The organism is Leifsonia sp. NPDC080035, from assembly GCF_040050925.1.
In the GTDB taxonomy this organism is placed as follows: Bacteria; Actinomycetota; Actinomycetes; order Actinomycetales; family Microbacteriaceae; genus Leifsonia.
The window spans coordinates 1-24,543 of the sequence record NZ_CP157390.1 but is presented as its reverse complement, the minus strand read 5'-3'; the positions used below and the strand labels follow the sequence as shown (position 1 = coordinate 24,543).

General features: G+C 71.5%; 29 protein-coding genes and 1 pseudogene. 13 read left to right on the top strand and 17 right to left on the bottom strand.

Annotation, left to right across the window (positions count from 1 at the left end; all coding sequences use genetic code 11):
* Positions 1 to 17: 17 nt before the first annotated feature.
* Positions 18 to 599 (bottom strand): exonuclease domain-containing protein, encoded by a 582-nt coding sequence (locus tag AAME72_RS00150; protein ID WP_348788244.1) that lies wholly within the window; start codon positions 597 to 599, stop codon positions 18 to 20.
* 103 nt (positions 600 to 702) lie between these two features.
* On the opposite strand from AAME72_RS00150, the gene AAME72_RS00145 reads away from it, so the two are divergent.
* The 4 genes from AAME72_RS00145 (at position 703) to AAME72_RS00130 (ending at position 3,798) form a co-directional block, all read left to right on the top strand.
* Entirely contained in the window at positions 703 to 1,449 is a 747-nt protein-coding gene (locus AAME72_RS00145) for a class I SAM-dependent methyltransferase (protein ID WP_348788243.1), read from the top strand.
* 24 nt (positions 1,450 to 1,473) lie between these two features.
* Positions 1,474 to 2,547, top strand: coding sequence for a redox-regulated ATPase YchF (gene ychF, locus AAME72_RS00140; protein ID WP_348788242.1), 1,074 nt, complete (start codon positions 1,474 to 1,476; stop codon positions 2,545 to 2,547).
* 170 nt (positions 2,548 to 2,717) lie between these two features.
* The gene (locus AAME72_RS00135; protein ID WP_348788241.1) at positions 2,718 to 3,284 is read left to right on the top strand and encodes a GNAT family N-acetyltransferase; all 567 of its coding nucleotides are present in this window, start codon (positions 2,718 to 2,720) and stop codon (positions 3,282 to 3,284) included.
* Between the two features lie 49 nt (positions 3,285 to 3,333).
* On the top strand, positions 3,334 to 3,798 hold the full coding sequence (locus tag AAME72_RS00130) for a phage tail protein (RefSeq protein ID WP_348788240.1): 465 nt from the start codon (positions 3,334 to 3,336) through the stop codon (positions 3,796 to 3,798).
* A 28-nt stretch (positions 3,799 to 3,826) separates the two neighbouring features.
* On the opposite strand, the gene AAME72_RS00125 is transcribed toward AAME72_RS00130, so the two are convergent.
* Positions 3,827 to 5,614, bottom strand: a complete 1,788-nt coding sequence (locus AAME72_RS00125) for an ABC transporter ATP-binding protein (RefSeq protein WP_348788239.1) — start codon at positions 5,612 to 5,614, stop codon at positions 3,827 to 3,829.
* Between the two features lie 70 nt (positions 5,615 to 5,684).
* On the opposite strand from AAME72_RS00125, the gene AAME72_RS00120 reads away from it, so the two are divergent.
* Together AAME72_RS00120 and AAME72_RS00115 are read left to right on the top strand one after the other, a co-directional pair.
* On the top strand, positions 5,685 to 6,677 hold the full coding sequence (locus AAME72_RS00120; protein ID WP_348788238.1) for a hypothetical protein: 993 nt from the start codon (positions 5,685 to 5,687) through the stop codon (positions 6,675 to 6,677).
* Between the two features lie 140 nt (positions 6,678 to 6,817).
* A complete protein-coding gene (locus tag AAME72_RS00115) occupies positions 6,818 to 8,653 on the top strand; it encodes a ParB-like protein (RefSeq protein WP_348788237.1) in 1,836 nt (611 codons plus the stop codon).
* A 75-nt stretch (positions 8,654 to 8,728) separates the two neighbouring features.
* Here the strand turns inward: AAME72_RS00115 and AAME72_RS00110 are convergent, their stop codons facing one another.
* The 5 genes from AAME72_RS00110 to AAME72_RS00090 form a co-directional block, all read right to left on the bottom strand.
* Positions 8,729 to 9,505, bottom strand: a complete 777-nt coding sequence (locus tag AAME72_RS00110; RefSeq protein WP_348788236.1) for an ABC transporter permease — start codon at positions 9,503 to 9,505, stop codon at positions 8,729 to 8,731.
* A complete protein-coding gene (locus AAME72_RS00105) occupies positions 9,502 to 10,293 on the bottom strand; it encodes an ATP-binding cassette domain-containing protein (RefSeq protein ID WP_348788235.1) in 792 nt (263 codons plus the stop codon). The genes AAME72_RS00110 and AAME72_RS00105 overlap by 4 nt, the downstream gene beginning before the upstream one ends.
* Positions 10,290 to 10,664, bottom strand: a complete 375-nt coding sequence (locus AAME72_RS00100) for a DUF1048 domain-containing protein (RefSeq protein ID WP_348788234.1) — start codon at positions 10,662 to 10,664, stop codon at positions 10,290 to 10,292. The genes AAME72_RS00105 and AAME72_RS00100 overlap by 4 nt, the downstream gene beginning before the upstream one ends.
* A 1-nt stretch (position 10,665) precedes the next feature.
* On the bottom strand, positions 10,666 to 10,995 hold the full coding sequence (locus AAME72_RS00095) for a PadR family transcriptional regulator (protein ID WP_348788233.1): 330 nt from the start codon (positions 10,993 to 10,995) through the stop codon (positions 10,666 to 10,668).
* A 137-nt stretch (positions 10,996 to 11,132) separates the two neighbouring features.
* A complete protein-coding gene (locus AAME72_RS00090) occupies positions 11,133 to 11,399 on the bottom strand; it encodes a hypothetical protein (protein WP_348788232.1) in 267 nt (88 codons plus the stop codon).
* 182 nt (positions 11,400 to 11,581) lie between these two features.
* On the opposite strand from AAME72_RS00090, the gene AAME72_RS00085 reads away from it, so the two are divergent.
* Positions 11,582 to 11,863, top strand: coding sequence for a hypothetical protein (locus AAME72_RS00085; RefSeq protein ID WP_348788231.1), 282 nt, complete (start codon positions 11,582 to 11,584; stop codon positions 11,861 to 11,863).
* A 43-nt stretch (positions 11,864 to 11,906) separates the two neighbouring features.
* On the opposite strand, the gene AAME72_RS00080 is transcribed toward AAME72_RS00085, so the two are convergent.
* Together AAME72_RS00080 and AAME72_RS00075 are read right to left on the bottom strand one after the other, a co-directional pair.
* Positions 11,907 to 12,560 carry an alpha/beta family hydrolase gene (locus AAME72_RS00080; protein ID WP_348788230.1) on the bottom strand — a complete coding sequence of 218 codons (654 nt, stop codon included), beginning with the start codon at positions 12,558 to 12,560 and terminating at the stop codon, positions 11,907 to 11,909.
* 57 nt (positions 12,561 to 12,617) lie between these two features.
* Positions 12,618 to 13,112 (bottom strand): MarR family transcriptional regulator, encoded by a 495-nt coding sequence (locus AAME72_RS00075; RefSeq protein ID WP_348788229.1) that lies wholly within the window; start codon positions 13,110 to 13,112, stop codon positions 12,618 to 12,620.
* 140 nt (positions 13,113 to 13,252) lie between these two features.
* On the opposite strand from AAME72_RS00075, the gene AAME72_RS00070 reads away from it, so the two are divergent.
* Complete coding sequence (locus AAME72_RS00070) at positions 13,253 to 13,495, top strand: hypothetical protein (protein WP_348788228.1); 243 nt, start codon at positions 13,253 to 13,255, stop codon at positions 13,493 to 13,495.
* Between the two features lie 15 nt (positions 13,496 to 13,510).
* On the opposite strand, the gene AAME72_RS00065 is transcribed toward AAME72_RS00070, so the two are convergent.
* On the bottom strand, positions 13,511 to 14,191 hold the full coding sequence (locus tag AAME72_RS00065; RefSeq protein WP_348788227.1) for an MgtC/SapB family protein: 681 nt from the start codon (positions 14,189 to 14,191) through the stop codon (positions 13,511 to 13,513).
* A 168-nt stretch (positions 14,192 to 14,359) separates the two neighbouring features.
* Here AAME72_RS00065 and AAME72_RS00060 point away from each other — a divergent pair, with 168 nt between their 5' ends.
* Positions 14,360 to 14,482 (top strand): hypothetical protein, encoded by a 123-nt coding sequence (locus tag AAME72_RS00060; protein WP_348788226.1) that lies wholly within the window; start codon positions 14,360 to 14,362, stop codon positions 14,480 to 14,482.
* Between the two features lie 27 nt (positions 14,483 to 14,509).
* Here AAME72_RS00060 and AAME72_RS00055 read toward each other — a convergent pair whose 3' ends face one another.
* Both AAME72_RS00055 and AAME72_RS00050 read right to left on the bottom strand, forming a co-directional pair.
* A complete protein-coding gene (locus AAME72_RS00055; protein WP_348788225.1) occupies positions 14,510 to 14,833 on the bottom strand; it encodes a hypothetical protein in 324 nt (107 codons plus the stop codon).
* 10 nt (positions 14,834 to 14,843) lie between these two features.
* A complete protein-coding gene (locus tag AAME72_RS00050; protein WP_348788224.1) occupies positions 14,844 to 15,203 on the bottom strand; it encodes a hypothetical protein in 360 nt (119 codons plus the stop codon).
* A gap of 78 nt (positions 15,204 to 15,281) precedes the next feature.
* On the opposite strand from AAME72_RS00050, the gene AAME72_RS00045 reads away from it, so the two are divergent.
* The 3 genes from AAME72_RS00045 to AAME72_RS00035 all read left to right on the top strand — a co-directional run bounded on the left by AAME72_RS00045 (position 15,282) and on the right by AAME72_RS00035 (position 17,275).
* Positions 15,282 to 15,527: a hypothetical protein gene (locus tag AAME72_RS00045; protein WP_348788223.1), complete on the top strand. Its 246-nt coding sequence runs from the start codon at positions 15,282 to 15,284 to the stop codon at positions 15,525 to 15,527.
* Positions 15,528 to 15,564: 37 nt separating this feature from the next.
* Positions 15,565 to 16,956: an MFS transporter gene (locus AAME72_RS00040; protein ID WP_348788222.1), complete on the top strand. Its 1,392-nt coding sequence runs from the start codon at positions 15,565 to 15,567 to the stop codon at positions 16,954 to 16,956.
* 73 nt (positions 16,957 to 17,029) lie between these two features.
* Positions 17,030 to 17,275 (top strand): hypothetical protein, encoded by a 246-nt coding sequence (locus AAME72_RS00035; RefSeq protein ID WP_348788221.1) that lies wholly within the window; start codon positions 17,030 to 17,032, stop codon positions 17,273 to 17,275.
* 158 nt (positions 17,276 to 17,433) lie between these two features.
* Here the strand turns inward: AAME72_RS00035 and AAME72_RS00030 are convergent, their stop codons facing one another.
* From AAME72_RS00030 to AAME72_RS00010, 5 genes are read right to left on the bottom strand one after another with little or no spacing between them, the layout of a single operon-like run.
* Positions 17,434 to 18,369, bottom strand: a complete 936-nt coding sequence (locus tag AAME72_RS00030) for an NADP-dependent oxidoreductase (protein ID WP_348788220.1) — start codon at positions 18,367 to 18,369, stop codon at positions 17,434 to 17,436.
* A 48-nt stretch (positions 18,370 to 18,417) separates the two neighbouring features.
* A complete protein-coding gene (locus AAME72_RS00025; RefSeq protein WP_348788219.1) occupies positions 18,418 to 18,831 on the bottom strand; it encodes a hypothetical protein in 414 nt (137 codons plus the stop codon).
* Entirely contained in the window at positions 18,828 to 19,886 is a 1,059-nt protein-coding gene (locus AAME72_RS00020; protein WP_348788218.1) for an NYN domain-containing protein, read from the bottom strand. Before AAME72_RS00020 ends, AAME72_RS00025 begins: the two co-directional genes overlap by 4 nt.
* 49 nt (positions 19,887 to 19,935) lie before the next feature.
* Positions 19,936 to 21,390, bottom strand: coding sequence for an aspartate aminotransferase family protein (locus tag AAME72_RS00015; RefSeq protein WP_348790181.1), 1,455 nt, complete (start codon positions 21,388 to 21,390; stop codon positions 19,936 to 19,938).
* The gene (locus tag AAME72_RS00010; RefSeq protein WP_348788217.1) at positions 21,387 to 22,871 is read right to left on the bottom strand and encodes a CoA-acylating methylmalonate-semialdehyde dehydrogenase; all 1,485 of its coding nucleotides are present in this window, start codon (positions 22,869 to 22,871) and stop codon (positions 21,387 to 21,389) included. Before AAME72_RS00010 ends, AAME72_RS00015 begins: the two co-directional genes overlap by 4 nt.
* 92 nt (positions 22,872 to 22,963) lie before the next feature.
* Here AAME72_RS00010 and AAME72_RS00005 point away from each other — a divergent pair.
* Positions 22,964 to 24,472 (top strand): annotated as a pseudogene (locus tag AAME72_RS00005) (PucR family transcriptional regulator ligand-binding domain-containing protein); the annotation flags it as partial.
* Positions 24,473 to 24,543: the final 71 nt, after the last annotated feature.

Genomic DNA, 24,543 nt, shown 5'->3' with positions numbered 1-24,543 from the left:
CGGCGCAACAGGGCGCCTCAGGCGGCGGCGGGCACGCCGATTCGGCCGACCCGTGCGCCGGTGAGGGCGGCGAGATCGTCCACCGTCGCCGCGCCGTGACGGCGGGCGGCGTGGATGACGATGGCCGCGCACGCCTCGGCGTCGGCGAGCGCGTCGTGGTGGTGGAAGTCCTCGAATCCGGCGGCCATCGCGGCCACCGGCAGCCGGTACGACTCCAGGTGGTAGGTGCGGCGCGCGACCGCCAGGCTGCACAGGTAGCGGTACTCGGGGCAGGCGACGAAGGTCGCGGCGCAGGCGGCGCGGATCACGCCCATGTCGAAGCCGGCGTTGTGCGCGACGAGGTGGTCGTCCTCCGCGAACTCGACGAGGTCGGCGAGCTGGTCGACCCAGCCCGCGGCGCCGACCACATCCTCGGGCTGGATGCCGTGGATGCGCACGTTCCACTCCTGGAAGTGGTCGTGTCCGTACGGCGGCTGGATGAGCCAGCCCGCGCGGTCGACGACCTTGCCGTCCCGCACCTTGATCAGCCCGACGGAACAGGCGGACGCCGCCGAGGAGTTCGCGGTCTCGAAGTCGATGGCGGTGAAATCCAGTGGCACGTCGTCATGCTCGCACGCCCCACCGACGTCCCTTCGCCTGCCACGCCGAGCCGCCTGATCCGCATCGACGGGGCCGCGACCGGGCGGGGCTAGGGTCGGTGGCATGAAGGAGCGACGGGACAAGGAGGAGCACGCGGCGGCGTTCGAACGCGCGGCCGACGTGTACGACGCGGCGCGGCCCGGCTACCCGGCCGAGGCGGTCGCCTGGCTCGCCGAGGGGATCGAGGGCCCGGTGCTCGACCTCGGCGCCGGCACCGGCAAGCTCACCGCGGCGCTCGCCGGCCTCGGACTCGAGACGTTCGCGGTCGACCCGTCGCCGGAGATGCTGCGGGTGCTGGGCGAGCGGCTGCCCGGTGCGGACGCGCGGGTCGGTGCGGCGGAGTCCATCCCGCTCCCGGACGGAAGCGTCGACCTCGTCGTCGCCGCGCAGGCCTGGCACTGGGTGGATGCGCGGCGGGCCATCCCGGAGGTCGCGCGGGTCCTGCGCCCCGGCGGTCGGCTCGGCCTGGTCTGGAACGACAGGGACGAGAGCGTCGACTGGGTGCGCGAACTCGGCGAGCTGATGGGCGCGGGGGAGGCGACGTTCGGCGAGGACGACGAACCGCGGCTCGCTGCCCCGTTCGGACCGCTCGAGAGGCACACCGTGCACTGGGTGCAGTCCCTCACGCTCGACGGCCTGCTCGACCTCGCCCGCTCGCGCAGCTACTTCATCACGAAGGACCCGGACGCACAGGCCGCCGTGATCGCGTCCCTGCGCCGGCTGCACGCCGAGCATCCCGAGCTGGCGGGCGCCGAGCGGATCGAGCTCCCGTACGTCACCCGCTGCTACCGCGCCAGCAGGGAGGACTGACCACGGCCGGTAGAATGGTCGACCGTGGCTCTCACTATCGGTATCGTCGGCCTGCCCAACGTCGGCAAGTCCACCCTTTTCAACGCCCTGACCAAGAACACGGCGCTCGCCGCGAACTACCCGTTCGCGACGATCGAGCCGAACGTCGGCGTGGTGAACCTGCCCGACCCGCGGCTCGACACCCTCGCCGAGCTGTTCGGCAGCGAGCGCATCCTGCCCGCCCCGGTGTCATTCGTCGACATCGCCGGCATCGTGAAGGGTGCGAGCGAGGGCGAGGGCCTCGGCAACAAGTTCCTCGCGAACATCCGCGAGGCGGACGCGATCGCCCAGGTGGTGCGCGGCTTCAGCGACCCGGACGTCGTGCACGTCGCCGGCAAGGTGGACGCAGCCGGCGACATGGAGACGATCAACACCGAGCTCATCCTCGCCGACCTGCAGACCCTCGAGAAGGCCGAGACGCGCTACGAGAAGGAGGTCAAGGGCCGGAAGCTGGAGCCGGTGGTCCTGGAGACCGCCCGCGCCGCGATCGAGTACCTGAACTCGGGCAAGCCGCTGTCGTCCTCCGACATCGACCTGGAGCCCGTGAGGGAGCTCGGCCTGCTGACGGCCAAGCCGTTCATCTACGTGTTCAACGTGGACGAGGACGTGCTGACCGACGAGTCCCGCCGCGCCGAGCTCGCCGCGCTGGTCGCGCCCGCCCAGGCCGTGTTCCTGGACGCGAAGCTGGAGTCCGAGCTGATCGACCTCGACCCCGCCGACGCCGCCGAGCTGCTCGCCTCAACCGGCCAGGAGGAGTCGGGCCTGGACCAGCTGGCCCGCATCGGCTTCGACACCCTCGGCCTGCAGACCTACCTCACCGCGGGGCCGAAGGAGTCGCGCGCCTGGACCATCCACAAGGGCTGGAAGGCCCCGCAGGCGGCCGGCGTGATCCACACCGACTTCGAGAAGGGCTTCATCAAGGCCGAGGTCATCTCCTTCGACGACCTGGTCGACGCGGGCAGCGTCGCCGAGGCCCGCTCCCGCGGCAAGGCCCGCATGGAGGGCAAGGACTACGTCATGCAGGACGGGGACGTGGTGGAGTTCCGCTTCAACGTGTAGCGGGCCTGTTGCTCGCTGGTCGAGAAGGGAGGCGGTCCCGGCTTGAAGTGCCCGGATCTCCTCCCTTCGTCGCGTCTGCCGGCGTAGTGGCGCTGGACGTCCTCCCTTCTCGACTCTGCCGCACCACCCGCCCGCGCGACGCTGTCGGACCCCGGCGCTAGCATCCCTTCATGGGGATCGAGGTGCTGCCCGCGACCGGGCGTTGGGACGACTTCGCGACGTTCATGGTGCCGCGGAAGCCGGGCGGCGGGGGATGCGTGTGCATGTCGTACCGGGACGCGCGGCTCGGGATGCCGGAGCGCATCGCGTACATGCACGACGAGTGCGAGCGGGAGCCAGGACCAGGCGTTCTCGCCTACGTGGACGATCAGGTGGCCGGGTGGTGCTCGGTGGCTCCCAAGTCGACGTACCGGCGGCTGCTCAACTCCCGCACCATCCCGCACCTGGACGAGGATCGCGACCCGTGGTCGATCGTCTGCTTCGTGGTTCGCGCCGGATTCCGGGGCCGGGGGCTCATGCACGAGCTGCTGGACGGTGCGGTCGCGCACGCGCGGGCGGCCGGCGCCGAGCTGGTGGAGGGGTACCCGGTCGACACCGGCGGGGCGAAGGTAGACGTGATCAGCGGCTACGTCGGCACGGTCGCGCTGTTCGAGGCGCACGGCTTCCGGCGGCACGCCAAGACGACGGCGCACTCGGGCGGCGCCGACCGCTGGCTGATGCGCCGCACCCTCCCCTGAGGCGGCCGAGGCAGTACCGTGGAGGCAGCCAATCGGATCGGGAGGGTGCATGTCGTACGTCGTCGACTTCGAGAACGTGTCAACGGTCGGCCTGGAGTCGTCGCCGGTCTCCCCGGCGCTCGCCGGGCTGCGGGCCAACGAGGCCCGCTACTTCCGCAACAAGTACGACCACGTCTTCACGACCGAGCCCGCGGATGCCGCGGGAGCGGAGTCGGTCGAGCGTGTCGCGCGCATCCTGAAGGAGGAGCGCGACATCGAGATCGCCTCCCCGGCGCTCGAGGCGACCGACTTCGAGGTCGAGGGAGTGCGCTGGACGTACGTCTTCTACGAGTCGGGACTGTCGATCAACGTGCTCTACACGCTCGAGCCGGGCGGCAAGCGCGCGGTCGGGTTCAAGCTCTCCGACGGCATGGAGGTGCCGGAGGAGCTGGCGGCCTTCAAGTTCGCGCGCCAGAGGTCGAAACTGGCCGGCACGATCCGCGGCTCGTTCTTCGTGATCAAGGGCGAGCACTGAATCCCGGGTCACGCCCGCCGGGGAACAGCTAGCCGGTCATTCCGGCGAGCGCGGCCTGCTCGGCGAACGCCGGGACGGTGCGCACGAGCTCGTCGAAGCTCCCGCTCGCCACGATCCGCCCGTCCGACATGAAGTAGATGGTGTCGGCGTGCCGGATGGTCGACAGCCGGTGCGCGACCAGGATGACGGTGACCTTGCCGTGCAGCTCCCTGATCGCCTGAGCGACCGCCGCCTCGGTCGCCGTGTCGAGCGCGCTGGTCGCCTCGTCCATCACGAGCACGAACGGGTCGACGTATAGGGCGCGGGCGATGCCCAGGCGCTGGCGCTGGCCGCCGGAGAGGGCGAGACCGCGCTCGCCGATGACGCCGTCGAGGCCGCCCTCGCGGTTCGCGATCACATCCCACAGCTGCGCCTGCTCCAGCGCCGCCTGCGCACGAACCGGGTCGACGTCGTCCGACCACGTCAGGGCGACGTTCTGGCCGACGGTCCCGTCGAACAGCGACACGTCCTGGGGCACGTAGCCGACCCGGGAGTGCCACGCAGAGGCGACGTGCCGCAGCGGCGTCCCGTCGATGGTGATCGAGCCTCCGGTCGGCTCCACCAGCCCGAGGATCAGATCGACCAGCGTCGACTTGCCCGCGCCCGACGAGCCGACGAAGGCGACGGTCGACCCGAACGGGATGGACAGGTCGACCTCGCGCAGCGCCGCAGGCGAATCGGGGGAGTAGGCGAAGGTGACCGCGTCGAGGTCCAGGCTCGTCGGGTGCTCGGGGAGCACGCCGGTGTCGGCACCCGCGCGGGCCTCGGCGTTCTGCTTCTCCATCGCCGTGATGTCGGCGATGACGTTCTGGGCGTGCGGCAGGTTCGCCGTCGTCGTGCCGATCACGGCCTGGAAACGCGTGATCGAGGGGGCCATCCGGAAGCCGGCGAGGCTGAAGACCGACACCGCCGTGATCGCTGCCACGAGGCTGCCGCCGGTGAGGAAGCCGACGGCGCCGACGAGCACGATGCCGCCGATGACCGCGGACTCCAGGATGTACCGCGGCACCAGGTTGAGGAACTGGATGTTCGCACGTGCGCGGGAGGTCTTGATGCGCTCCTGGTGGACCACCTCGGCGACCTCCTGCGACTTGTTCCGGAGCGTCACCTCCTTGAGCGCGCCGATCATCTCGGTGAGCAGGCGCGACACGCGGTACGAGTAGTCGCGGTTGACCCGGCCGGCCACCTGCGACCGGCGGGAGACCCAGAAGTAGAGGGCGATGCCGACCAGGCCGAGGTACACGAGGGCGGTCAGGGCGATCACCGGCTGGCTGATCGCGAGCACGAGGAACACCACGACGAAGGTGGTCGCCTCCCCGACCAGCGAGGCGGCGGGGAGCAGGACCCCGGCGATCGTGTTCGCGATGCCCCAGTCGGCAAGGCGGACCACGTCGGCCGAGTTCCGCTTGAGACGCTCCACCCAGGGCGAGGCGAGGTACGCGCTGAGCAGCCGGTCGCCGATGCTGAGCTCGAAGGCGGCGAACCGGCGGGTCGCGAAGTACTGGATCAGGGACGCGAGCACGCCCTTCAGGATGACCACGACGCAGATGAGCACGAGCAGCCAGATCAGGCCGGTGGTGTCGATCGTCCCGAGGATCGGGACGGTCAGCGAGCTGCCGGAGAGCAGCGGCGAGATGACGATCGCGAGAAGGCCGAGCGAGAACGCGTCGAGGACCGCGAGCAGGCCGACGAACCAGGTGTAGAACTTCAGGTAGCGCTGACCCGCCGCGGGCAGGAGGGGGACGAGGTCGCGCAACGTGCGCCAGAGGGCTTTCACCCGCGTCATCTTACAGACGGGCGCCTGCGTGACCGCCGAGCCGGAGCGGCCGCCATGGCAGAATTGGGGGATGCCCGCCTCCCGCCCACCGCGCGTCACGCACTTCAACGACTGCGCCTTCGTCGGTCAGGCGCTGGTGCGCGCGGCGGGGCGCGCGGGGCTCGAGTGGGGGTACGTCCCGCCGGAGCGGGTGCGGCCCGCGGCCGGCTTCCGCGGCGGGAAGCATCTGCTCGCCGAGCTTCCGTACGTTGCGCGCCACGAGCGGGTCGCGCTGACCAGCGACGTGCTGCACATCCACTACGCGACCTCGGTGCCGCTGATGCGCAAGCCGTACATTCCGCGGCGGCCATATGCGCTGCACCTGCACGGCACGGACATCCGCACCCAGTGGGCGGCGCCGGAGACGCACGCGCTCATCCAGTCGGCGATCGACGGCGCGATCGCCGTCTACTACACGAACGTCGACACCGAGGAGCAGGCGACGACCGCCCGTTCCGACGCGCGCTACATGGCGGGGTTCGTGCAGCTCGAACTGCTGCCGGAGTGGGCGCCGTCGAACGGCGGCGCGCGGACGCTCGCGTTCGCCTCGCGCTGGGACGACAGCAAGAACGTGCAGCGCCAGCTCGAGTTCGTGCGTGCGCTGAAGCCGGCGCTACCCGCCGGAGTGCGGATGGTCGGCCTCGACTGGGGGCCGGAGGCGCGCGACGCTGCGGCGCTCGGCGTCGAGCTGGTGCCGAGGGGCACGCACGAGGAATATCTGCGCTGGCTGGCGACGGCGGATGTCGTGGTCGGCCAGGCGGCCGGCATCCTCGCGGTGAGCGAGCGCGAGGCGATGGCGATCGGTCCCGCCGTCGTGGTGCCGGCCACGCTGATCGGCGACTCGGGGGAGCTGCCCGTGCTGAGCGGCTCCATCGCGGAGGCGGTCCAGCAGACGGTCCACGTCCTCGCCGACCCGCGCGCGGCCTCGTCCGCGCTGAACGCCCGAGCGTACATCGCGGAGCACTTCACGGCGGACCGCTGGATCCCGGAGCTCGACGCGCTGTACCGTAGCGCCGCGCGCTGAGGCCGGCACCGCCGGCACCGCCGGCACCTCCGTTCACGCGCGGGCCGCGATCCGTTCACCGTCGCGCCACTCCCCGGTGGTCTGACCTCAGCAGGGTCAGGAGATGCATTCCTGAACGTCCCCTCAGAGAACGGATCCCCGTGACCCATCGACCCTTCGGCGCCGTCGTCGGCGCCGTCCTGGCCATCGGCACGGCGCTCGGCGCCGTCGCCATCGCCGCGCCCGCCGTCGCCGCCCCCGGCGCCACCGACGTCAAGGACCCGAGCTGTGTCACCGGCGACACCCGCGCGCTCTGCGCGGAGCCGGAGCGGCTGCTCGACGTCCGGATCGGCGACGTCCACCCGACCCAGCCCTCGCTCGGCTACGACGAGGTCTACTACAAGCTCGGCCGCTACTCGACGGCACTCAGCAAGGACGCCGTCAACAAGAAGTTCGACGACTGGTGCGAGGCGAACGGCCAGGGCGCCGCGGCCACGACGAGCGCCGCCTCCACGCTGCGCGACTCCTCCTCGTTCACGTGCACGATCCCGCTCGGATCGGAGACCGCCGACTCCATCGCGCCGATGAAGACCGTCGTGATCGGTCCGCAGGGCGCGCTCTACCTGACCGACGGGCACCACACGCTCACGTCCTTCGCGGAGGACGCACAGGGCGGCATGGACACGCACGTCCGCCTGCGCGTGCTCGGCAACCTGAGCGGCCTGACCGAGTCGGCGTTCTGGGATGCGATGAAGGCCAACAAGTGGACGTGGCTGCGGGACGTCGACGGCGACGCCATCACGCCGGCGCAGCTGCCGAAGACGGTCGGCCTCGCGAGCTTCGAGGACGACCGCTACCGCAGCATCATGTACTTCGCCCGCGACATCGGCTACTCAGCCGACGGCGCCGTTCCGTTCCAGGAGTTCTACTGGGGCACCTGGCTGCGCGGCCACGCCGACATCGACGTGGCGGGCTGGAACCAGGACGACTGGGACGCGTCCCTCGCGCTCGTGAAGCAGATCACGCAGGCCCAGGTCGCGCTCGCTCCCACCGACGTCGTGGATGCCGAGAGCGGCTACACCGCGTCCGACCTCTCCGCGTTCACCGCGTGGAACGACGGCAAGGCAGAGAGCAAGGGCGAGTGGGCGAAGCTCGCCCAGCCGTACTCGTCGGCGAAGCCGGGCAAGCTCGCGTACATGACCGCGTACCGGGCGACGCTTCCGCCCGCCGCGACCGCGCCAGCCGCGCCCGCAGCACCGACGGCGACGGCGAACGGCTCCGACGTCACCGTGAGGTGGGCGGCGCCCGCCGACGGTGGCTCGGCCATCACCGGCTACACGGTCCGGCTCTCGAACGGCCTCACGAAGACCACGGATGCGGCGACCCTCAGCGCGACGTTCACCGGTCTGGCCGCAGGGCAGTACACCGCGACCGTCACCGCTGCCAACGCGGTCGGCGCCTCCGCGCCCTCCGCCGCCTCCGCTCCCGTCACGGTCGAGGCGACGGGAACCGATCCTGGCACGCCGGGCGACCCGGGCACCCCCGACCCCACCACCGTCCACGGCCACATCACGGTGAGTGGCGCTCTCGTCGCGGGCGGCAGCGTCACCGTCGCGGGCACCGGGTTCGCCGCGAACGTCGCCGGCGTGCGGGTCGAGCTGCACTCCGACCCGGTGCTGCTCGGCACGGTGTCGACGGACGCCTCTGGCGCGTTCGCGCTGAGCACGACCATCCCCGCGTCCGTCCCGGCCGGCGCGCACAGCGTGGTGGTCGTCGTGAACGGCGTGCAGGTCGGGACGGCGGCCGTCACGGTCGCCGCGGCCGACTCGGCTGCGGTCGGCGCGCAGGACGGCGACCCGGCGGAGCTCGCGTCGACGGGATCCACCCTGGCCGCGGAGCCGTTCCTCGCGGCGACCGCGCTCGCCGCGCTCCTCGCCGGCGCCGCACTGGTGGCGCTGCGCCGGCGTGCGGGCGCCGGGCCCCGCGCGGGGGAGTAGCAGGAAACGCGCCTTACGCACGCGACGGCCGCCACCCGGAGAGGGTGGCGGCCGTCGTGGTCCCGAGGCGGTGTGTCATCCCGCGGTGATCTTGCGCCGGTAGATGGTGATCGCGAAGACGTAGGCGACGATCAGGATGCCGACGCACCAGGCGAGCGCGATCCAGATGTCGTTGCCCACCGGCTGCTGCGCGAACAGCGCCCGGATGGAGTTGACGATCGAGGTGATCGGCTGGTTCTCCGCGAACCACTGCACCGGACCCGGCATCGTCTCCGTCGGCACGAAGGCCGAGCTGATGAACGGCAGGAAGATGATCGGGTACGAGAAGGCGCTCGCCCCGTCCACCGTCTTGGCCGACAGTCCCGCGATCACCGCGATCCAGGTCAGCGTCAGCGTGAACAGCACCAGGATGCCGGCGACCCCGAGCCAGGCGAGCACGCTCGCACCGGTGCGGAACCCGATCAGCAGCGCGACCAGCACGACCAGCACCACCGAGATCATCGTGGAGACCAGCGAGGTCAGCACGTGCGCCCACAGCACACTGGAGCGGGCGATCGGCATGGACTGGAAGCGCTCGAAGATGCCGCCCTTCAGATCCATGAACAGCCGGTAGGCCGTGTACGAGATGCTCGTGGCGACCGTGATGAGCAGGATGCCGGGGAGCAGGTAGTTCACGTACGAGCCCTCGAAGCTCCCCGTGTTGATCGCCCCGCCGAACACGAACACGAACAGCAGCATGAACGCGATCGGCATGAGCGCGGTGGTGATGATGGTGTCGAGACTGCGTGTGATGTGTCGCATGGACCGCCCGGTGAGGACGGTGGTGTCCGCGACGAACGTTGCTGCGGTCATCGTGCTTCCTCCGTTTCTGTCGAGGCCCGGGGGCCGACGATGGCCAGGAAGACGTCTTCCAGGCTGGGCTGCTTCTCCACGTACTCGACCTCGGCCGGCGGGAGGAGCTTCTTCAGGTCGCCGAGGGTGCCGTTGGCGATGATGCGTCCCTCGTGCAGGATGGCGATGCGGTCGGCGAGCTGCTCCGCCTCGTCCAGGTACTGCGTGGTCAGCAGCACCGTGGTGCCGCGGCTGGCGAGTTCCTTGACGGCCTCCCAGACCTCGATCCGCGCCTGCGGGTCGAGACCGGTGGTCGGCTCGTCGAGGAAGATCACCGGCGGGTTGCCGATCAGGCTCATCGCGATGTCGAGCCGCCGGCGCATGCCTCCCGAGTAGGTCGCCACCTTGCGGGAGCCCGCGTCGGTGAGCGAGAACCGGGCGAGCAGCTCGTCCGCGACGGCGGCCGGCTTCTTCAGATGCCGCAGCTGCGCCACCAGGATCAGGTTCTCACGCCCGGTGAGCACCTCGTCGACCGCGGCGAACTGCCCGGTCAGGCTGATCGAGTCCCGCACGTCCGCCGCCTTCGACGCGACGTCGAAGCCGTTGACGGTGGCGGTCCCGCCGTCCCCCTTCAGCAGGGTGGACAGGATCTTCACCGCCGTGGTCTTGCCTGCGCCGTTGGAGCCGAGCAGCGCGAAGATGCTGCCCCGCTCGACATCGAAGTCGACGCCGCGGAGGACGCTGAGCTTCTTGTAGGACTTCTCGAGTCCTCGGACCCGGATCGCCGGGTCCTGCAACACTGCCGTCATCGGCCCTTCTCCTCTGTCTGTTCTGCCGCCTCGACCGCCGCGGTGAGGCGTGCCTTCTCCTTGTCGATCCAGCGCTTGCCGAGGTACGCCTCGATGAAGGCGTCCGCGAACTCGACCGGGTCGTCGCCGACGATGTCCCGCACCGGGGTGCCGTCTGCTGCGGCGCGCTCCCAGAGCTCGACGAAGTCGCCCATCATCACGATGAGGGTCTCGCCATCGGTGATGCCGCCCCGGTACATGAGGTACCGCTGCACCGCTTTCGCCACCTCGAGGTACGGCTCGGGTAGCGCCTCCAGGCGGCCCCTCAGCTGCCGGTACTGCTTCTTCTGCTCGAGCGATCCGGTGACCATCTCGATCCATTTCGATGCCATGTCAGTTGTCCCCTTCGCGGAGCTGTTCGAGTCGGTCCGAGAGGAAGCTCCACGTCCTCCAGAACTCATCCAGGTACTCCCTGCCCTGCGCGTTCAGGGAGTAGACCTTGCGCGGCGGGCCCTTCTCCGAGGGCACCTTCTCGACGTCCACGAGCCCGCGCTGCTCGATCCGGACCAGGAGGGCGTAGATCGTGCCCTCCGCGATGTCGGTGAATCCCCGGTCGCGGAGCCACGAGGTGATCTCGTAGCCGTACGCGGCGCGGCCGGCGAGGATGGCGAGGACGATGCCCTCGAGTGTTCCCTTGAGCATCTCTGTGGCCTGCTTGCTCATGGAACCCCCCTAACTACTCAGTGTTGTTGACTACCAGTAGATAGTAACGCCGAGTACCGGTAGATAGCAACACTGAATAGCAAACTTTTTCCGGGCGCGCGGAATCGCCCTGAAAGAGGGGAAGAGTGGAGGCGCGCTCAGTCGGCGCGGTAGCCGCTGGTGGCCTGCTCGTAGGTGGTGTGGCGCCGCTTGGGAGTCGACTCCGCGGCCGCGGGCACCTCCGCGTGCGCCAGGGCGCCGAGCACCAGCTGCTCCACTAGTGCGGCGGCAGTGGTGTCCTTGCGCTTGGCGATGCGCGCCAGAGCGGAGAGGTCTGCCTCGCTGAGGCGGATCTTCAGCGGGATGCCGCCGGGGACGTGCCCGGGGCCGAGCGTGGTCGCTCCGGTGATCTCCGATTCGCTCATGGCGGCATTCTGCGTCATCGCATGGTGGCTCGGGCAGTCCCGGTTTTCGAGACGACGCGGTCCGGAAAGCCGGCCGATGGCGTATTGCCGCCGCACCACTCGCGGGTGCATCATTCCGGCGAGGCGGCGGGGGAGGCATCCAGCCCTCTCTCGTTCCACGACTCGCACGGGAGGGTGGGGCGATGGACGGGGCCACGGGGGACGAAGGCACCTTCGTCGCGGTCTTCCTCTTCCCTGACGAGCTTCGGGACAGCTTCAGTCTGCGCCTGCCCATCCGCGGTCCGGCGGCGCCCGCGGCCATCCGCGCCGCCACGACGTTCGCCGGGGCCGCCGCCGTGGATGTGTACCGACTGATCGACGGGAGCTCCTGGCCTGCGTCCGCCGCCTATCTGTACGCGGAGACCGTTCCCGGAACCGTCGGCGACGATTCCGAGGTGCAGCAGGTCGTCACGCCGGACGACTAGCGCGCGCAGGCGTCCGTGGGGGCCTTTCCCGCGGCGTGCGTCCTCAGGGGGCGACCACGTCGCGGATGAAGTGCGTGACGGCGGACGTGACGAGGCCGGCGACGTCGTGCGCATCCAGCGCGGAGGACTTCAGGGTCTTCATGCCGTGGTCGGCGCCAGGGACAGGGACCACCCGGATGTTCGGTCGGTCCGCGGCCTCGGTGGCGACCAGCTCCGCTCCGCCGAACGTGTCGCGGTCGCCCTGCACCACCAGGACAGGCACCGTCGGGGTGAGCAGCTCGTCGCGGCGGGACGACTCCGGGCGTCCGGGTGGATGCAGCGGGAAGGCGAGGCAGACGACGCCGGCCGAGCCGGTGTCCGCCGCGGTGCGGCAGGCGACGCGGGCGCCGGCGCTGCGGCCGCCGGTGAACAGGGGAAGGTCCCCGGCGAGCTCGTGGACTGCGGGCGCGGTCTCGCGCCACGCGGTGTCCAGCTGCTCGGGACGGGAGGCGACCCGCTTGCCCGCCACGCGCCAGGGCTGCTCGTACCGTGCGACCGTGACGCCCTGCCCAGGCAGGCGCGCGGCGATGGCCGCCAGATCCGCGGCGCCGATGCCGCCGCCCGCGCCGTGGCCGAGCCAGAGCACGGCGACCGGCACCTCCGCCTCCGCGACGACGAGGCGGCCGGGGCCGAGGCTGGTCCGAACGGTGATCTCCACGGTGCGACGCTACCGCTTCGGCGTCGCTTCGCGCGGGCTTCCGGCGGGACGACGGGGCTAGGCGCTCGCGGCCGCGGGCGGGTGGACGAGGGTGAACCGGCCGTCCGCGCCCTGCCGGACGCCGGCGGCGAGCGCGAACGCGCGGAACCCGTCGGCCGCGGCGGCGCGCTCCGCGGGATCCATGGCCTCGAGGACCGTGGCGAGTGCCGCACGGCGGTGGTCGATCACCCGGTCGACGAGGGCGGTGCCCTTCCTGGTCAGCGTGAGACGCACGAAGCGCCGATCGGTCGGGTTCTCCGTGCGGGCGAGAAGTCCGGCGCGGACCAGCTTGTCGCACGTTCGGGTCGCGTTCGAAGCGTGCACGCCCAGTTCGGTGGCGATCTCACCGAGGTTCTGCGGACCCCGGGTGGCGACGGTCACGAGCACGCGCAACTGCGGGGAGGTGACGATGTCGTCGACGTCCATGACGGAGCGCGCGGCGACGCCCATCATCACGTCCGCCGCGAGCAGGGCGGCATCCACCTCGTGCAGGTTTTCCGGCGTGGCGTCCATCCCTCAGTTCTACCGCGGATCGCTTGCGGACGGGCAACATTTGCGCAAGATGCGAGCACGCTCGGAATCGCTCCCGACCTGTGTTCGCCGGAACGCTCCCGTGGGATGATTGCGCTATCGCAACTAAGGAGGCGATGGTCATGGTCGAGGCAGAGGGGCGCGACCGCGTCGAGGGCCGCTACACCCAGGCAGAGCCGGAGACGGCCGCGCCGCGCGACGTCCACGGTCGCTACACGGAGTCCGACGGTCACGCGGGGCCCGAGGCGGACATCGTCGGCGCGTACGTCGGCTCGGAGCGCGACGGCGGGGAGCCACTGGTCCGCAGCTCGCACCTGCGCAGCGGCGACTACCCGAAGGCCGAGCACGACCGCCCGTCACACTGATCGGTCGGGCACGCCCTAGGGCCGCGCGGTGGCGGCGGCGACCGACAGCACCCCGTCGATCCCGCCGAGGTCGGCGATGAGGCGGTCGGTCTCCGCCTGCCTGCCGCGCACGTGGACGCTCACCTCGACCCCGTCGTGCGTCCGCCGCAGGTCGTCGATGCGGGTCTTCGCGGCACTCGCGTCGCAGCGCTCGAGCAGGGAGGGGAGCGCCGCCGTGCGCGGGTCGATGCGCACCGTGAGCGCGGCGCCGGTGCGCCGGCGCAGCATCCGCTCGGCGGCCGGCAGCGTGCCGACGGCGATCAGGTGCAGCAGCGCCCCGGCGATCGCGAGCAGCGGCATCCCGGCCCCGCACGCCATCCCGACCGCTGCCGTCACCCAGATGGACGCGGCGGTCGTGAGCCCGACCACGTTGCCGCGGTTGACGAAGATCACCCCGGCGCCGACGAAGCCGATCCCGGTCACCACCTGGGCCGCGATGCGGGACGGGTCCGTCGCGGGCATCCCGAGCGCCGTGAAGCCGTACGCCGAGATCAGCGTGAACATGGCGGCACCGAGCCCGACGAGGATGTGCGTGCGGAGGCCCGCGCTCTTGTACTGCCGCTCCCGCTCCACCCCGATGATCGCCGACAGCACGAAGGCGAGCAGCAGGAGGAGCAGCTGCGTCAGCAGCGCGGGACCGCCCGTCCACACCGGCATGGCCGGAGTCTAGGAGCCCGCCGCCCCGGTGGCACCCCCTCCCTTGCGCCGGTGGCCGGCCGGGCGGACCATGGAGACAGCGGTTTCGGGACGGGGTTGGTTTCTATGGTCGCGGGAACGGGGATCTGCGCCGTGTGCGGCGCGCCATTGGAGCGGGAGAGACGGCTGATGCCGGCCGTCGGTGGCAGCTGGGCCGTGGTGACGGTCGCGATGCGCTGCGTCAACCCGCGGTGCCGCCGAGCGGCGACCGCGGCCGACGGGCCGTCGCGGCGGCATCCGCTCGTCGCCTGACGTCGGTCGCGGACGCGGCGTCGGGATTCAGCGGTCGCTGTAGTCGCCGGACTCGGCCTCCTCCTCGGTCATCACGACCATCCCGCCGGTGCGCTGGCTGGTGTGCAGCAGCGCGTCCATCCAGCGCTCGTTGAGCCGCGGCGGACGGCTGCCGCCGAAGACGAACGCCATCGGGATCTCCCTGCTGACCCAGATGCTCATCCTGCCGCCTCCCTGCTCGAGCGGGATCTGCCAGTTCAGCAGGAAGCTCTCGTGGCGGCGCAGCTTGGTCACCAGGGCGATCTTGACGTGCGCGAGCGTGCGGTCGTCGAACTCGTACTGCTGCCCATTGCCGTAGATGAGGCGTCCCATCCTCGCCGCCTCAGCTCGCCGACCGCTTGCGGCCGCGATAGGTGCCCTCGGGGATCTCCTCGCGGATCTCGGCGCGCAGCTCGTCGTCGAGGTGCAGTCCGCCGTTCCCGTTGGCCTTCTCCGTCATGATGGTCAGCCATTCGCGGTTGAGCTCGGGGAGCACCGGCCGCGCGAACACGAACTGCAGGCTGATCGACGGGTCGAGCCAGATCGAGCGGAGCGTGCCCTGCTCCGAGCTGGTCCGGTCGGTCCAGAGGAGCAGGAACCCCTCCCGCCGGCGAAGCTTCGTGGCGATGACCGCCTGCAGATGAGCGAGCACGCGGTCGTCGAACGTGAAGCCGTCCGCGCCGTCGTAGATCAACGTTCCCATTCTTCCTCCGAGTCACACTTTCGCCGGGAGCCCGCGCGTCGTCAAGTGACACACCAGCTCCGGCGTAAAGTCCGCGACATGGACGCTCTCACGCGAACCATCAAAGCGGCGCTCCTCTACGAGGACGGCCGGACCCTGGACAGCGTCGTGGTCGTGCCCCTGATCGGCGGGTGTCCGCCGGGCGAGATCCGCGTGGCGACGACGTTCGCGGGCGCTCTCGCCTACGACGTGTACGAGCTGGACGACGACGAGGAGTTCTCCTCGATGCCGGCCTACCCGTACCGCTCGACCATCCCGCTCACCACCGACGACCTCCGGGAGTAGCCGGGGCCGCATCCACCGCCGCGGGTAGGGTGGGGGCGTGACAGCAGCCCCGCCCGACCGCACCCGTGCGGGCTGGGCGGTCGCCGCGCTCAGCCTCGGCACGCTGCTCAACCCGCTGAACTCCTCGATGATCGCGGTGGCGCTCGTGCCGCTGCAGCACTCGTTCCGCGTGGACGTCACAACGGTCACCTGGGTCATCACCTCGTTCTATCTGGCCTCGGCGGCCGGGCAGCCCCTGATGGGGCGCCTCGCGGATCGGTTCGGTCCGCGCCGGCTGTTTTTGTTCGGGATGCTCGTGGTCGCGCTCGCGTGCGCGGTCACGCCCTTCGCAGGCTCCTTCGTCGGCGTCTGCATCGGGCGGGTCGCCCTCGCCATCGGCACCGCTACGGCGTTCCCCTCGGCCATCGCCATGCTGCGCACCATCGCCGCGCGCAGCGACGTCGGAACACCGCGGCTGCTCGGCCGCATCCAGATCGCGAACACCTCGGGCGCCGCGGTCGGGCCGGTGCTCGGCGGTGCGCTCGTCACGTTCCTCGGCTGGCCGTCGATCTTCTGGGTCAACGTGCCGCTGTCCGCCCTCGCGTTCGCGGGCGTCTGGATGCTGGCGCCGCGCGACGCCAGCCGCGAGCGCGTGCCGCTGCGCCGCACCATCGCCGAATCGGACGTGCCGGGCATCCTGCTGTTCGTCGCCACCCTGACCGCGCTGCTGGTCTTCCTGCTCGATCTGAACCCGCAACCGCTCTGGTGGCTGCTGCCGGTCGCCGTCGTCGCCGGCGGTCTTTTCGTGCTGCGCGAGCTGCGCACGCGCCACCCGTTCCTCGACCTGCGCCTGCTCGCCGCGAACCGCCGGCTGCTGATGGTCTACCTGTGCTTCGCGATCTTCAACATCGTCTACTACTCGGCGTTCTTCGGCCTGCCGCAGTACCTGCAGGAGCACGGCGGCTATCCGGCGGGCATCGCCGGGCTGCTGATGTTCCCGCTCGCGGCGGTCACCATCGTCATCACGCCGCTCGCCGCCCGCGCCATCGAGGGCATCGGGCTCCGTCCCACCCTGATCACCGGCGCGGTCGCCCTGATCGCCGGCGCCGCGCTGCTCGCCTTCGCCGCCGCCACCACCGCGCCGTGGGTGGTGCTGCTGCTGACCGCGGCACTCGGCGTGCCGTACTGCGTGGTGAGCATCGCGATGAACCAGGCGCTGTACGCGTCGGCGCGCCCCCAGGACGCCGGTGTCGCGGCCGGCATCTTCCAGACGTCCCGGTATGTCGGAGCGATCGTCGCGACCACGATCCTCGGCCTGCTCTTCAGCGCGGGCACCACCGCATCCAGCTGGCTCGCCGCCGTCGCGGTCGCCAGCGGACTCGCGGTGGTGCACCTCGGCCTGCTGGTGTTCGTCCGCCCCCGGGGCAGGCAGGAGCCTGCCACTTCCTAGGGCTCTGAGAGAGTGCGCTGTGAGTCCCTCCGGCATCGGTCACACTGCCGCGGAACCGGCCTACCATCGGAGCATGAACAAGGTGGAGGGCCGGCTCGGCGGGCGCGCCGGGCGAGCAGCGGAGTGGCTTGACGCCAAGCTGCTCCCGGTCCTCGGTCCGCCTCCGCTCGGCCCCTACGGGCCGGAGACGGCGAGGACGGAAGCGGCGACCTGCCCGCTGTGCGGCGCACGGATCGACATGCACGTGACGGAGCGCGACCACGGTCACGCCTTCCTGATCTGCCCGTCGCCCGCGCGCACCCAGCTGCAGGTGGCGTGACCGACCGCTGAAAGAGCGCTCCGGCGGCCTGGCCGGACGCGCGGGGCGTACCTGCGCGTCCGCCCTCTGCGGGGGCGTCGAGCGGTCGCGACGCGCCGCGTCGACGGACGCACGGCGGCGTGTCGCGACCGCTCGGCGACCTGCTGGCCCGGGCAGGGTCAGGGGAGCAGGGCGATCTTGCCGCCGGGGTGGCCCTCGGCGAGGAAGCGGAGCGCCTCCGGAGCCTCGGAGAGCGGGTAGGTCTTCGCCACCGGCACCTGCAGGCGCCCGCTGCCGGCGAGCGCGATCAGGCGGCCCCTGGCGGCGTCCCGGAACGCGGCGCTCTCCGGCTGCGCGCCGGCGACGGCGCGGAAGCCCTCCCGCTCGGCGCGTTGTGCGGCCACGATCGTGACGATCCGGTCGCGATCCGGCACCAGTTCGAGCGAGACGTCCACCGCCTCGTCGGTGCCCACGGTGTCCAGCGCCGCGGCCACCTCGCCCTGCGCCGCCTCCCGCACCCGGTCGGCGAGGCCCGGTCCGTACGCGACGGGAACGCCGCCGAAGCGGCGGACGCGCGCGAAGCTCTGCTCGCTCGCCGTGCCGATCACCCGCACGTCGAGCTCCGCCGCCTGCTGCAGGATGCTGACGCCGACCGCGCCGGACGCGCCGTGCACGAGGATGGTCTCACCGCCGCGGACGCGGGTGACGTCGAGCATCTGCGCGGCCGTCGTGCCGGCCAGGAGCAGGTTCGCCGCCTCCTCGTCGGCGAGCCGGGGCGGCTTGGCGAAGACGTCCTTCGCCGGCACCGTCACCTCGGTGGCGTAGCCGCCCTGGATGCGGAAGGCGAGGACCTCGTCGCCCTCGGCGCCGCCGCCGGAGGCGATCTCGGTGTCCGGTCCGATCGCGGCGATCACCCCGGCGACCTCGTAGCCGATCGGGACGGGGAGCTGGAGTCCGGGTCGCGGCGACGCAACGTGCTTGTAGTCGGCGGGGTTGACGCCGGCGGCTCGCACCCGGATGGTGACCTCACCGGTGCCCGGCTGCCGGGTCTCCGTCTCCGCGAACCGCCACGTTTCCGGCCCGCCCCACTGCTCCGCGATCCACTGTCGTCCCATGGGCGTCAGTCAACGCCCGCTTGCTGGATGCGCGCTCAGGATGCTCGCTCAGGATGATCGCGAGCGGCGGGCGTCGAACCACGCGCGTCCCGGTCCCGCCCACAGCGGAAGCGTGATCGCGACGGCGAGCCCCATCGAGAGGATGCCGGTCAGCGGCTGGCCGCTCAGCGCGGTGAACAGGCCGACGGCGAAGTTGATCAGGCTGACCAGCAGCACGATGACGCGGGCGAGATCGGCACCGCGGAACACGCCGAAGCCGACCGCGATGTAGGCGAGCCCGACCACGATGTAGCCGATGCCGAACGTGAAGGCGCTCGCGGCGGGGGTGTCCGTCATCGCGTTCAGGGACGCAAGCCTCAGGTACAGGATGCCGGTGAGGCCCTCCAGCGTGCCGACCACCCAGCACAGGATCGCGACCGCGGTCACCACGCCCGGCCGGCGCGGCTCCGCCGTGCCGGTCATGACGCCCTCACCGAGTCGGTGGCCTTGCCGCTGTGCCGCGCACGCCGGGACCGGGTCGGCGCGAGGCGCACCATCTGGGCGGTGGAGCTGTCGTCCAGCTCCACCAGATCGCTGCGGGACTTCACGAAGTCGGAGAACGAGCGGTAGCCGAGGGCCTTCTCACTGAAGGACGGGTCCATCCGCTTCATCTGGCCCTTGACGGCCGAGCTGTGCAGCCACTCCGAGTCGTCCTTCTCGTGGCCGAGCTGCAGGGCCCTGGCGAGCAGCCGGGTGGCGATGGCCTGCGAGTCGACCTGCGGCTCGTCCTCCTCCTCAGGCACATCGACCGGGGCGGCGGTGCTCTTGCGCTTGCGGGTGGCGCGTTTCGGCTGCGCGGGCGCCTGCTCGCCGGCGGCGGGGGCATCCTCGGCGGCGGTCGGCTCGGTGACGGGCTCCGCCGCTGCCGTCTCAGCGACCTCGACCTCGGCCACGTCCGGCTCCGCGGCCTCGTCCCTGGCGATGCCGGGCAGGTCGTCGTAGCTGACGAACTCGTCGCACGCGGCGGCGAGCGAGCGCGCGGTGGACCCGGCGACGCCGATCCCGATCACGTACCGGCCGAGCCGCTTGATCCGCTGGGCCAGCGGGATGTAATCCGAGTCGCCTGCGACGATCACCACGTGGGTGAGCTCGGGCAGCCGGAACAGGTCCTCCACCGCGTCCACGGCCAGCCGGATGTCGGCGCCGTTCTTCGCGTACGCGGCGGCGGGGAACAGCTGCACGAGGTCGACCGCCCGCCCGACGAGCTGGCCGCGGTACTCCGCGTTCACCGCGGCGGACCAGTCTGCGTAGGCGCGGGTCAGCACCAGGGTGCCGAACGACGACGCGAAGTCGATGACCGCACCGAGGTCGACGCGGGCCTCCGCGAGCTTCGCGGCGAAGGCGGGCTTCGGCGCCCCTCCCGACTTCTGCCGGTCGCGCATGAATTGACCACGGCCGTGCACCTGGTCGTAGCGCGAGATGACGATGTTGTCGAAGTCGATATAGACCGCGACGCGGCCGTCCCCGGGTTCGCTCATGCTGCAACGATATCGGGGACGGCCGTGCCGCGGAGGGGTGGGATGCGATTCAGGCGCTCGCGTAGCGGTCGGCGATGGTCAGGGCGTCGTCGATCGCGGCGAGGCCCCGGCGAAGCTCCTCCTCGGTGATCACCAGCGGCGGGGCGATGTGCACGCGGTTGAAGTGCGTGAACGGCCAGACGCCGGCCTTCTTGCACGCGGCGGCCACCTCCGCCATCGGGGCGGCGTCGGCGCCGGACGCGTTGAAAGGGACGAGCGGCTCGCGCGTGTCGCGGTCGCGCACCAGCTCCAGCGCCCAGAACAGCCCGCGGCCGCGCACCTCGCCGAGCGACGCGTGCCTCTCGAGCCAGGACGTGATCTCGGGCTCGACGACGCGGGCGCCGAGGTCGCGGACGCGCTCGAGGATGCCGTCCCGCTCGAACACCTCGAACGTCGCGACGCCGGCCGCGCACGCCAGCGGGTGGCCGGAGTAGGTCAGTCCGCCCTGGAACGACACGTCGTCGAAGAACGACGCGATGGCGTCCGAGATGACCACGCCGCCGAGCGGCACGTACCCCGAGTTCACGCCCTTGGCGAAGGTGATCAGGTCGGGGACGACGTCGAACGCGTCCACGGCGAACCACTCGCCGACGCGGCCGAAGCCCACCATCACCTCGTCGGCGATGTAGACGATGCCGTAGCGGTCGCACAGCTCCCGCACGCCGGCGAGATAGCCGGGCGGGGGGACCAGCACGCCGTTGGTGCCGACGACGGTCTCGATGATGATCGCCGCGACGGTGGCCGCGCCCTCCAGCACGATGACGTTCTCGAGGTGCTCGAGGGCGCGCTGCGTCTCCTCTTCCGGGGTGCTGGAGTGGAACGCGGAACGGTACGGGTACGGACCAAAGAAGTGCGCGACGGACGGGTCGCTCGGTTCGTTCGCCCAGCGCCGCGGGTCACCGGTGAGCGAGATCGCGGTCGAGGTGCCGCCGTGGTACGAGCGGTACATCGAGAGCACCTTGCGGCGCCCGGTGACCCGTCGTGCCATCCGCACCGCGTACTCGTTCGCGTCGGCCCCGCCGTTGGTGAAGAAGACCGTGTTCAGCGTTCCCGGCGCGACGTTCGCGATGCGCCGGGCGAGCTCGCCGCGCACGTCGTTCGCCATCGACGGCTGGATGGTCGCGAGCCGTCCTGCCTGCTGCTGGATGGCGGCCACGAGGTCCGGATGCTGGTGGCCGAGGTTCAGGTTCACCAGCTGGGAGCCGAAGTCGAGGTAGGCGTTGCCCTGGTAGTCCCAGAACGTGGAGCCCTCGGCCGCCGCGATGGGCAGCGGGTCGATGTGCGCCTGAGCGCTCCACGAGTGGAAGACGTGGTTGCGGTCGTCGCTGCGCACCTGGGTCTCGGCGTCGGCGTCGCCGAAGCGGTGCTCCACCCCCGTGCGGTCGGTGAAGCCGGTGCGGGCGGCGCCCGCGCGGGCGGTGGTGTCGATCGTGTCGGTCATGGGATCCTCCGTGTGATCGCTCAGGAGTTGCCGGGGAAGGCGAGCTCGATCGTCGAGTGCTGCGGCTCGGGCCAGCGCGTGGTGACGACCTTGCTGCGCGTGTAGAAGTGGAACGACTCGGGGCCGTAGATGTGCGAGTCCCCGAACAACGAATTCTTCCAGCCGCCGAACGAGTACGCACCGACCGGCACGGGGATGGGGACGTTGACCCCGACCATCCCGACCTCGATCTCGAACTCGAACCGGCGTGCTGCGCCGCCGTCCTGCGTGAAGATCGCGACGCCGTTGCCGTACGGGTTGGCGTTCACCAGCGCGATCGCCTCGTCGAACGTGTCCACCCGGACGACCGAGAGCACCGGCCCGAAGATCTCGTCGTCGTACACCTTCGTGCCCGGCTTCACGTGGTCGATCAGGCTGACGCCGACGAAGAAGCCGTCGCCGTCGAACCCGCGCTCGGTGCCGTCGACGACGACGGTCGCGCCCTCGGCAGCGGCGCCCGCGACGTAGGAGGCGACCTTGTCGCGGTGCTCGCGGGTGATGAGCGGGCCCATCTCGCTGGCCGGGTCGGTGCCGGGGCCGATCGCGAGCGAGCCGAGCCGGCTCTGGATGGCCGGGACCAGCCGGTCGGCGACGTCGCCGACGGCGACCAGGACGCTGACGGCCATGCAGCGCTCGCCGGCGGAGCCGTAGGCGGCGGAGACGGCGGCGTCGGCGGCCGCGTCGATGTCGGCATCCTCCAGCACGACCATGTGGTTCTTGGCGCCGCCGAGGGCCTGGACGCGCTTGCCGTTGGCGCTCGCCCGCTGGTAGATCGAGCGGGCGATCGGGGTGGAGCCGACGAACGAGACGGCGGAGACGTCCGGCGCGTCGAGCAGCGTGTCCACCGCCTCCTTGTCGCCGTGCACGACGTTGAGCACGCCGTCCGGCAGGCCCGCCTCCTGGAACAGTCTCGCCAGGAAGACCGAGGCGGACGGATCCTTCTCGCTGGGCTTCAGCACGACGGTGTTGCCGCAGGCGATGGCGCTGGCGACCATCCACAGCGGAACCATGACCGGGAAGTTGAACGGGGTGATGCAGGCGACGACGCCCACCGGCTGCTTGACGCTGTGCACGTCGATGCCGGTCGAGACCTGCTCGCTGTACTCGCCCTTGAGCTTGTCGATCAGGCCGGAGGCGAACTCCACGTTCTCCAGGCCCCGGCCGATCTCGCCCGCCGCGTCGGAGAGCACCTTGCCGTGCTCGCTGGTGACGATGGCGGCGAGCTCGTCGCGGCGCTCGGTGAGCAGGTGCCGCAGCCGGAACAGCACGTCGGCGCGCTTGGTGAGGCTGGTGGCGCGCCAGGCCGGGAGCGCCGCCTTCGCGGCGGCGACCGCCGCCTCCACGTCGGCGACGGTGCCGAGCACGACCTCGTGCTGCTGGCGGCCCGTCGCGGGGTCGAAGACGGGGCCGAGGCGGACCGGCTCGCCGGTCTCCTCGCCGTTGACGAAGTGGCGGATCAGGGCCACGGGTCCTCCTGAGTGCTCGTTGTCGGACGGAATGCCCGATCGGGGAAGTAGGCTTGCATCCCAATGATCACAGAGTGGAGGTCGGCGCGAGGATGCCAGATCGTCGGAGCTTGAGCGTGGACAATACAGTTCGTCCGGAGCCGCAGCCCGCGCTGCTGCCGACCGTGCGCGAGGTGCTGCGGATGGACGCGGTGGCCGGCGCCCTCCCAGAAGTGGTGGCGGGGGAGGACGGGCTGGATGCGCGCGTCCGGTGGGTGCACGTGGCCGAGATCGTCGGCGCGGCGCGCCTGGTCTCGGGCGGAGAGCTGCTGCTCGCCACCGGTGTGGGCTGGCCCGCGGACTCCGCCGCCCTGCACGGTCTCGGCCGTCAGCTGGTGAACGCGGGCATCGCCGGACTCGTGATCGAGCTGAGCGAGCGGATGCCGTCCGCGCCGGACGCCCTGGTCGCGGAGTTCCGTGCGGCGGGACTGCCGCTCGCCGTGCTGCACCGGGAGGCGCGCTTCGTCGCGATCACCGAGGCCGTGCACGCCAGGATCATCGACGAGCAGATGGTCGCCCTGCGGGCCAGGGACGAGATCCACGCGCTCTTCACCGAGCTCAGCCTGCGCGGCAGCCCCGCCGACTTCATCGTGGCGCAGGCCGCGCGCGTGCTCGGCTGCCCGGTGGTGCTCGAGGACACCGGCCACCAGGTCATCGCCGCCGAGAACCTCCGGGACGGGGACGCGGAGCTCGCCGACTGGGAGCAGCGCTCACGGCTGGCGCACCGCGGCGTCGGCGAGGAGGGCTGGACGATCACGGCCGTCGAGGCGCGCGGGATGCGCTGGGGTCACCTGATCGCGCTGCCGGGGGAGCCGCATCCCGCCGGCCGGTCCACGGTGCTGGAGCAGGCGGCCGTGGCGCTCGCCCTCAGCCGGCTCGCCGACAGGGACGACGACGAGTGGACGCGGCGCAGTCACGATGCCCTGCTCGGTGCGCTGCTCGGGCGCCGGTTCGCCGGCGAGGGCGGCCTGGCGGCGCGGTTCGCCGCCGCGGGGTTCCCGGTCGCCGGGCGGGTGCTGACCGGCGTCGCCGTGCGGCCGCGCGGCGCCGGGGCGGAGAGCGCAGGCGCGGCGGCGGCGCGCGCCGTCGACGCCGCCCGGGCGGCGGGAGCGCAGGCGATCGCGGCGGCGCATCCCTCCGCGCCCGGTCTGCTCGTGGTCGCCGTGTCCTCGCGCGGCGACCGGGAGCCGGGGGATGCGCTGCTCGCGGCCGTCGCCGGCGAGGACGCCTCCGCGATCGGCGTCGGGTCCGTCGCGCACGGCATCCCCGGCCTGCTCTCCTCGATCGAGGAGGCGGTCGCGCTCGCAGGCAGGGCGGCCGCCGGTCGCGGCCGCGCGCCCGTCGTCCAGCGCGCCGAGCGCCGTCCGCTGCTGCGCCTGGTCACCGCGTTCGGCAGCGACCCGCGGATGCTGGAGCACTCCGAGACGATGCTGCGGCCGCTCATCGAGCACGACCTCGCGAACGACGGCGACCTGATCGAGGTGCTCCGGGCGTACCTCGCGCATCCCGGCAACCGCACCAGGGCCGCGGCGGCGAGTCACCTGTCCCGGTCGGTGTTCTACCAGCGGATCGCGCTCATCGAGGAGCTGCTCGGCTTCGACCTGGACGACGGCGAGACGATCGGCGCGCTGCA

Excerpts from the sequence above, each read along its gene's own strand:
- AAME72_RS00070 (WP_348788228.1), top strand. The coding sequence starts at position 13,253 with ATGGTCGAGGCAGAGGGGCGCGACCGCGTCGAGGGCCGCTACACCCAG.
- AAME72_RS00100 (WP_348788234.1), bottom strand. The coding sequence starts at position 10,664 with ATGGCATCGAAATGGATCGAGATGGTCACCGGATCGCTCGAGCAGAAG.
- AAME72_RS00110 (WP_348788236.1), bottom strand. The coding sequence starts at position 9,505 with ATGACCGCAGCAACGTTCGTCGCGGACACCACCGTCCTCACCGGGCGG.
- AAME72_RS00050 (WP_348788224.1), bottom strand. The coding sequence starts at position 15,203 with ATGGGAACGTTGATCTACGACGGCGCGGACGGCTTCACGTTCGACGAC.
- AAME72_RS00105 (WP_348788235.1), bottom strand. The coding sequence starts at position 10,293 with ATGACGGCAGTGTTGCAGGACCCGGCGATCCGGGTCCGAGGACTCGAG.
- AAME72_RS00145 (WP_348788243.1), top strand. The coding sequence starts at position 703 with ATGAAGGAGCGACGGGACAAGGAGGAGCACGCGGCGGCGTTCGAACGC.
- AAME72_RS00065 (WP_348788227.1), bottom strand. The coding sequence starts at position 14,191 with ATGCCGGTGTGGACGGGCGGTCCCGCGCTGCTGACGCAGCTGCTCCTC.
- AAME72_RS00085 (WP_348788231.1), top strand. The coding sequence starts at position 11,582 with ATGGACGGGGCCACGGGGGACGAAGGCACCTTCGTCGCGGTCTTCCTC.
- AAME72_RS00020 (WP_348788218.1), bottom strand. The coding sequence starts at position 19,886 with ATGAGCGAACCCGGGGACGGCCGCGTCGCGGTCTATATCGACTTCGAC.
- AAME72_RS00120 (WP_348788238.1), top strand. The coding sequence starts at position 5,685 with ATGCCCGCCTCCCGCCCACCGCGCGTCACGCACTTCAACGACTGCGCC.
- AAME72_RS00095 (WP_348788233.1), bottom strand. The coding sequence starts at position 10,995 with ATGAGCAAGCAGGCCACAGAGATGCTCAAGGGAACACTCGAGGGCATC.
- AAME72_RS00025 (WP_348788219.1), bottom strand. The coding sequence starts at position 18,831 with ATGACCGGCACGGCGGAGCCGCGCCGGCCGGGCGTGGTGACCGCGGTC.
- AAME72_RS00030 (WP_348788220.1), bottom strand. The coding sequence starts at position 18,369 with ATGGGACGACAGTGGATCGCGGAGCAGTGGGGCGGGCCGGAAACGTGG.
- AAME72_RS00090 (WP_348788232.1), bottom strand. The coding sequence starts at position 11,399 with ATGAGCGAATCGGAGATCACCGGAGCGACCACGCTCGGCCCCGGGCAC.
- AAME72_RS00045 (WP_348788223.1), top strand. The coding sequence starts at position 15,282 with ATGGACGCTCTCACGCGAACCATCAAAGCGGCGCTCCTCTACGAGGAC.
- AAME72_RS00135 (WP_348788241.1), top strand. The coding sequence starts at position 2,718 with ATGGGGATCGAGGTGCTGCCCGCGACCGGGCGTTGGGACGACTTCGCG.
- AAME72_RS00060 (WP_348788226.1), top strand. The coding sequence starts at position 14,360 with ATGCCGGCCGTCGGTGGCAGCTGGGCCGTGGTGACGGTCGCGATGCGC.
- AAME72_RS00035 (WP_348788221.1), top strand. The coding sequence starts at position 17,030 with ATGAACAAGGTGGAGGGCCGGCTCGGCGGGCGCGCCGGGCGAGCAGCG.
- AAME72_RS00130 (WP_348788240.1), top strand. The coding sequence starts at position 3,334 with ATGTCGTACGTCGTCGACTTCGAGAACGTGTCAACGGTCGGCCTGGAG.
- AAME72_RS00075 (WP_348788229.1), bottom strand. The coding sequence starts at position 13,112 with ATGGACGCCACGCCGGAAAACCTGCACGAGGTGGATGCCGCCCTGCTC.
- AAME72_RS00055 (WP_348788225.1), bottom strand. The coding sequence starts at position 14,833 with ATGGGACGCCTCATCTACGGCAATGGGCAGCAGTACGAGTTCGACGAC.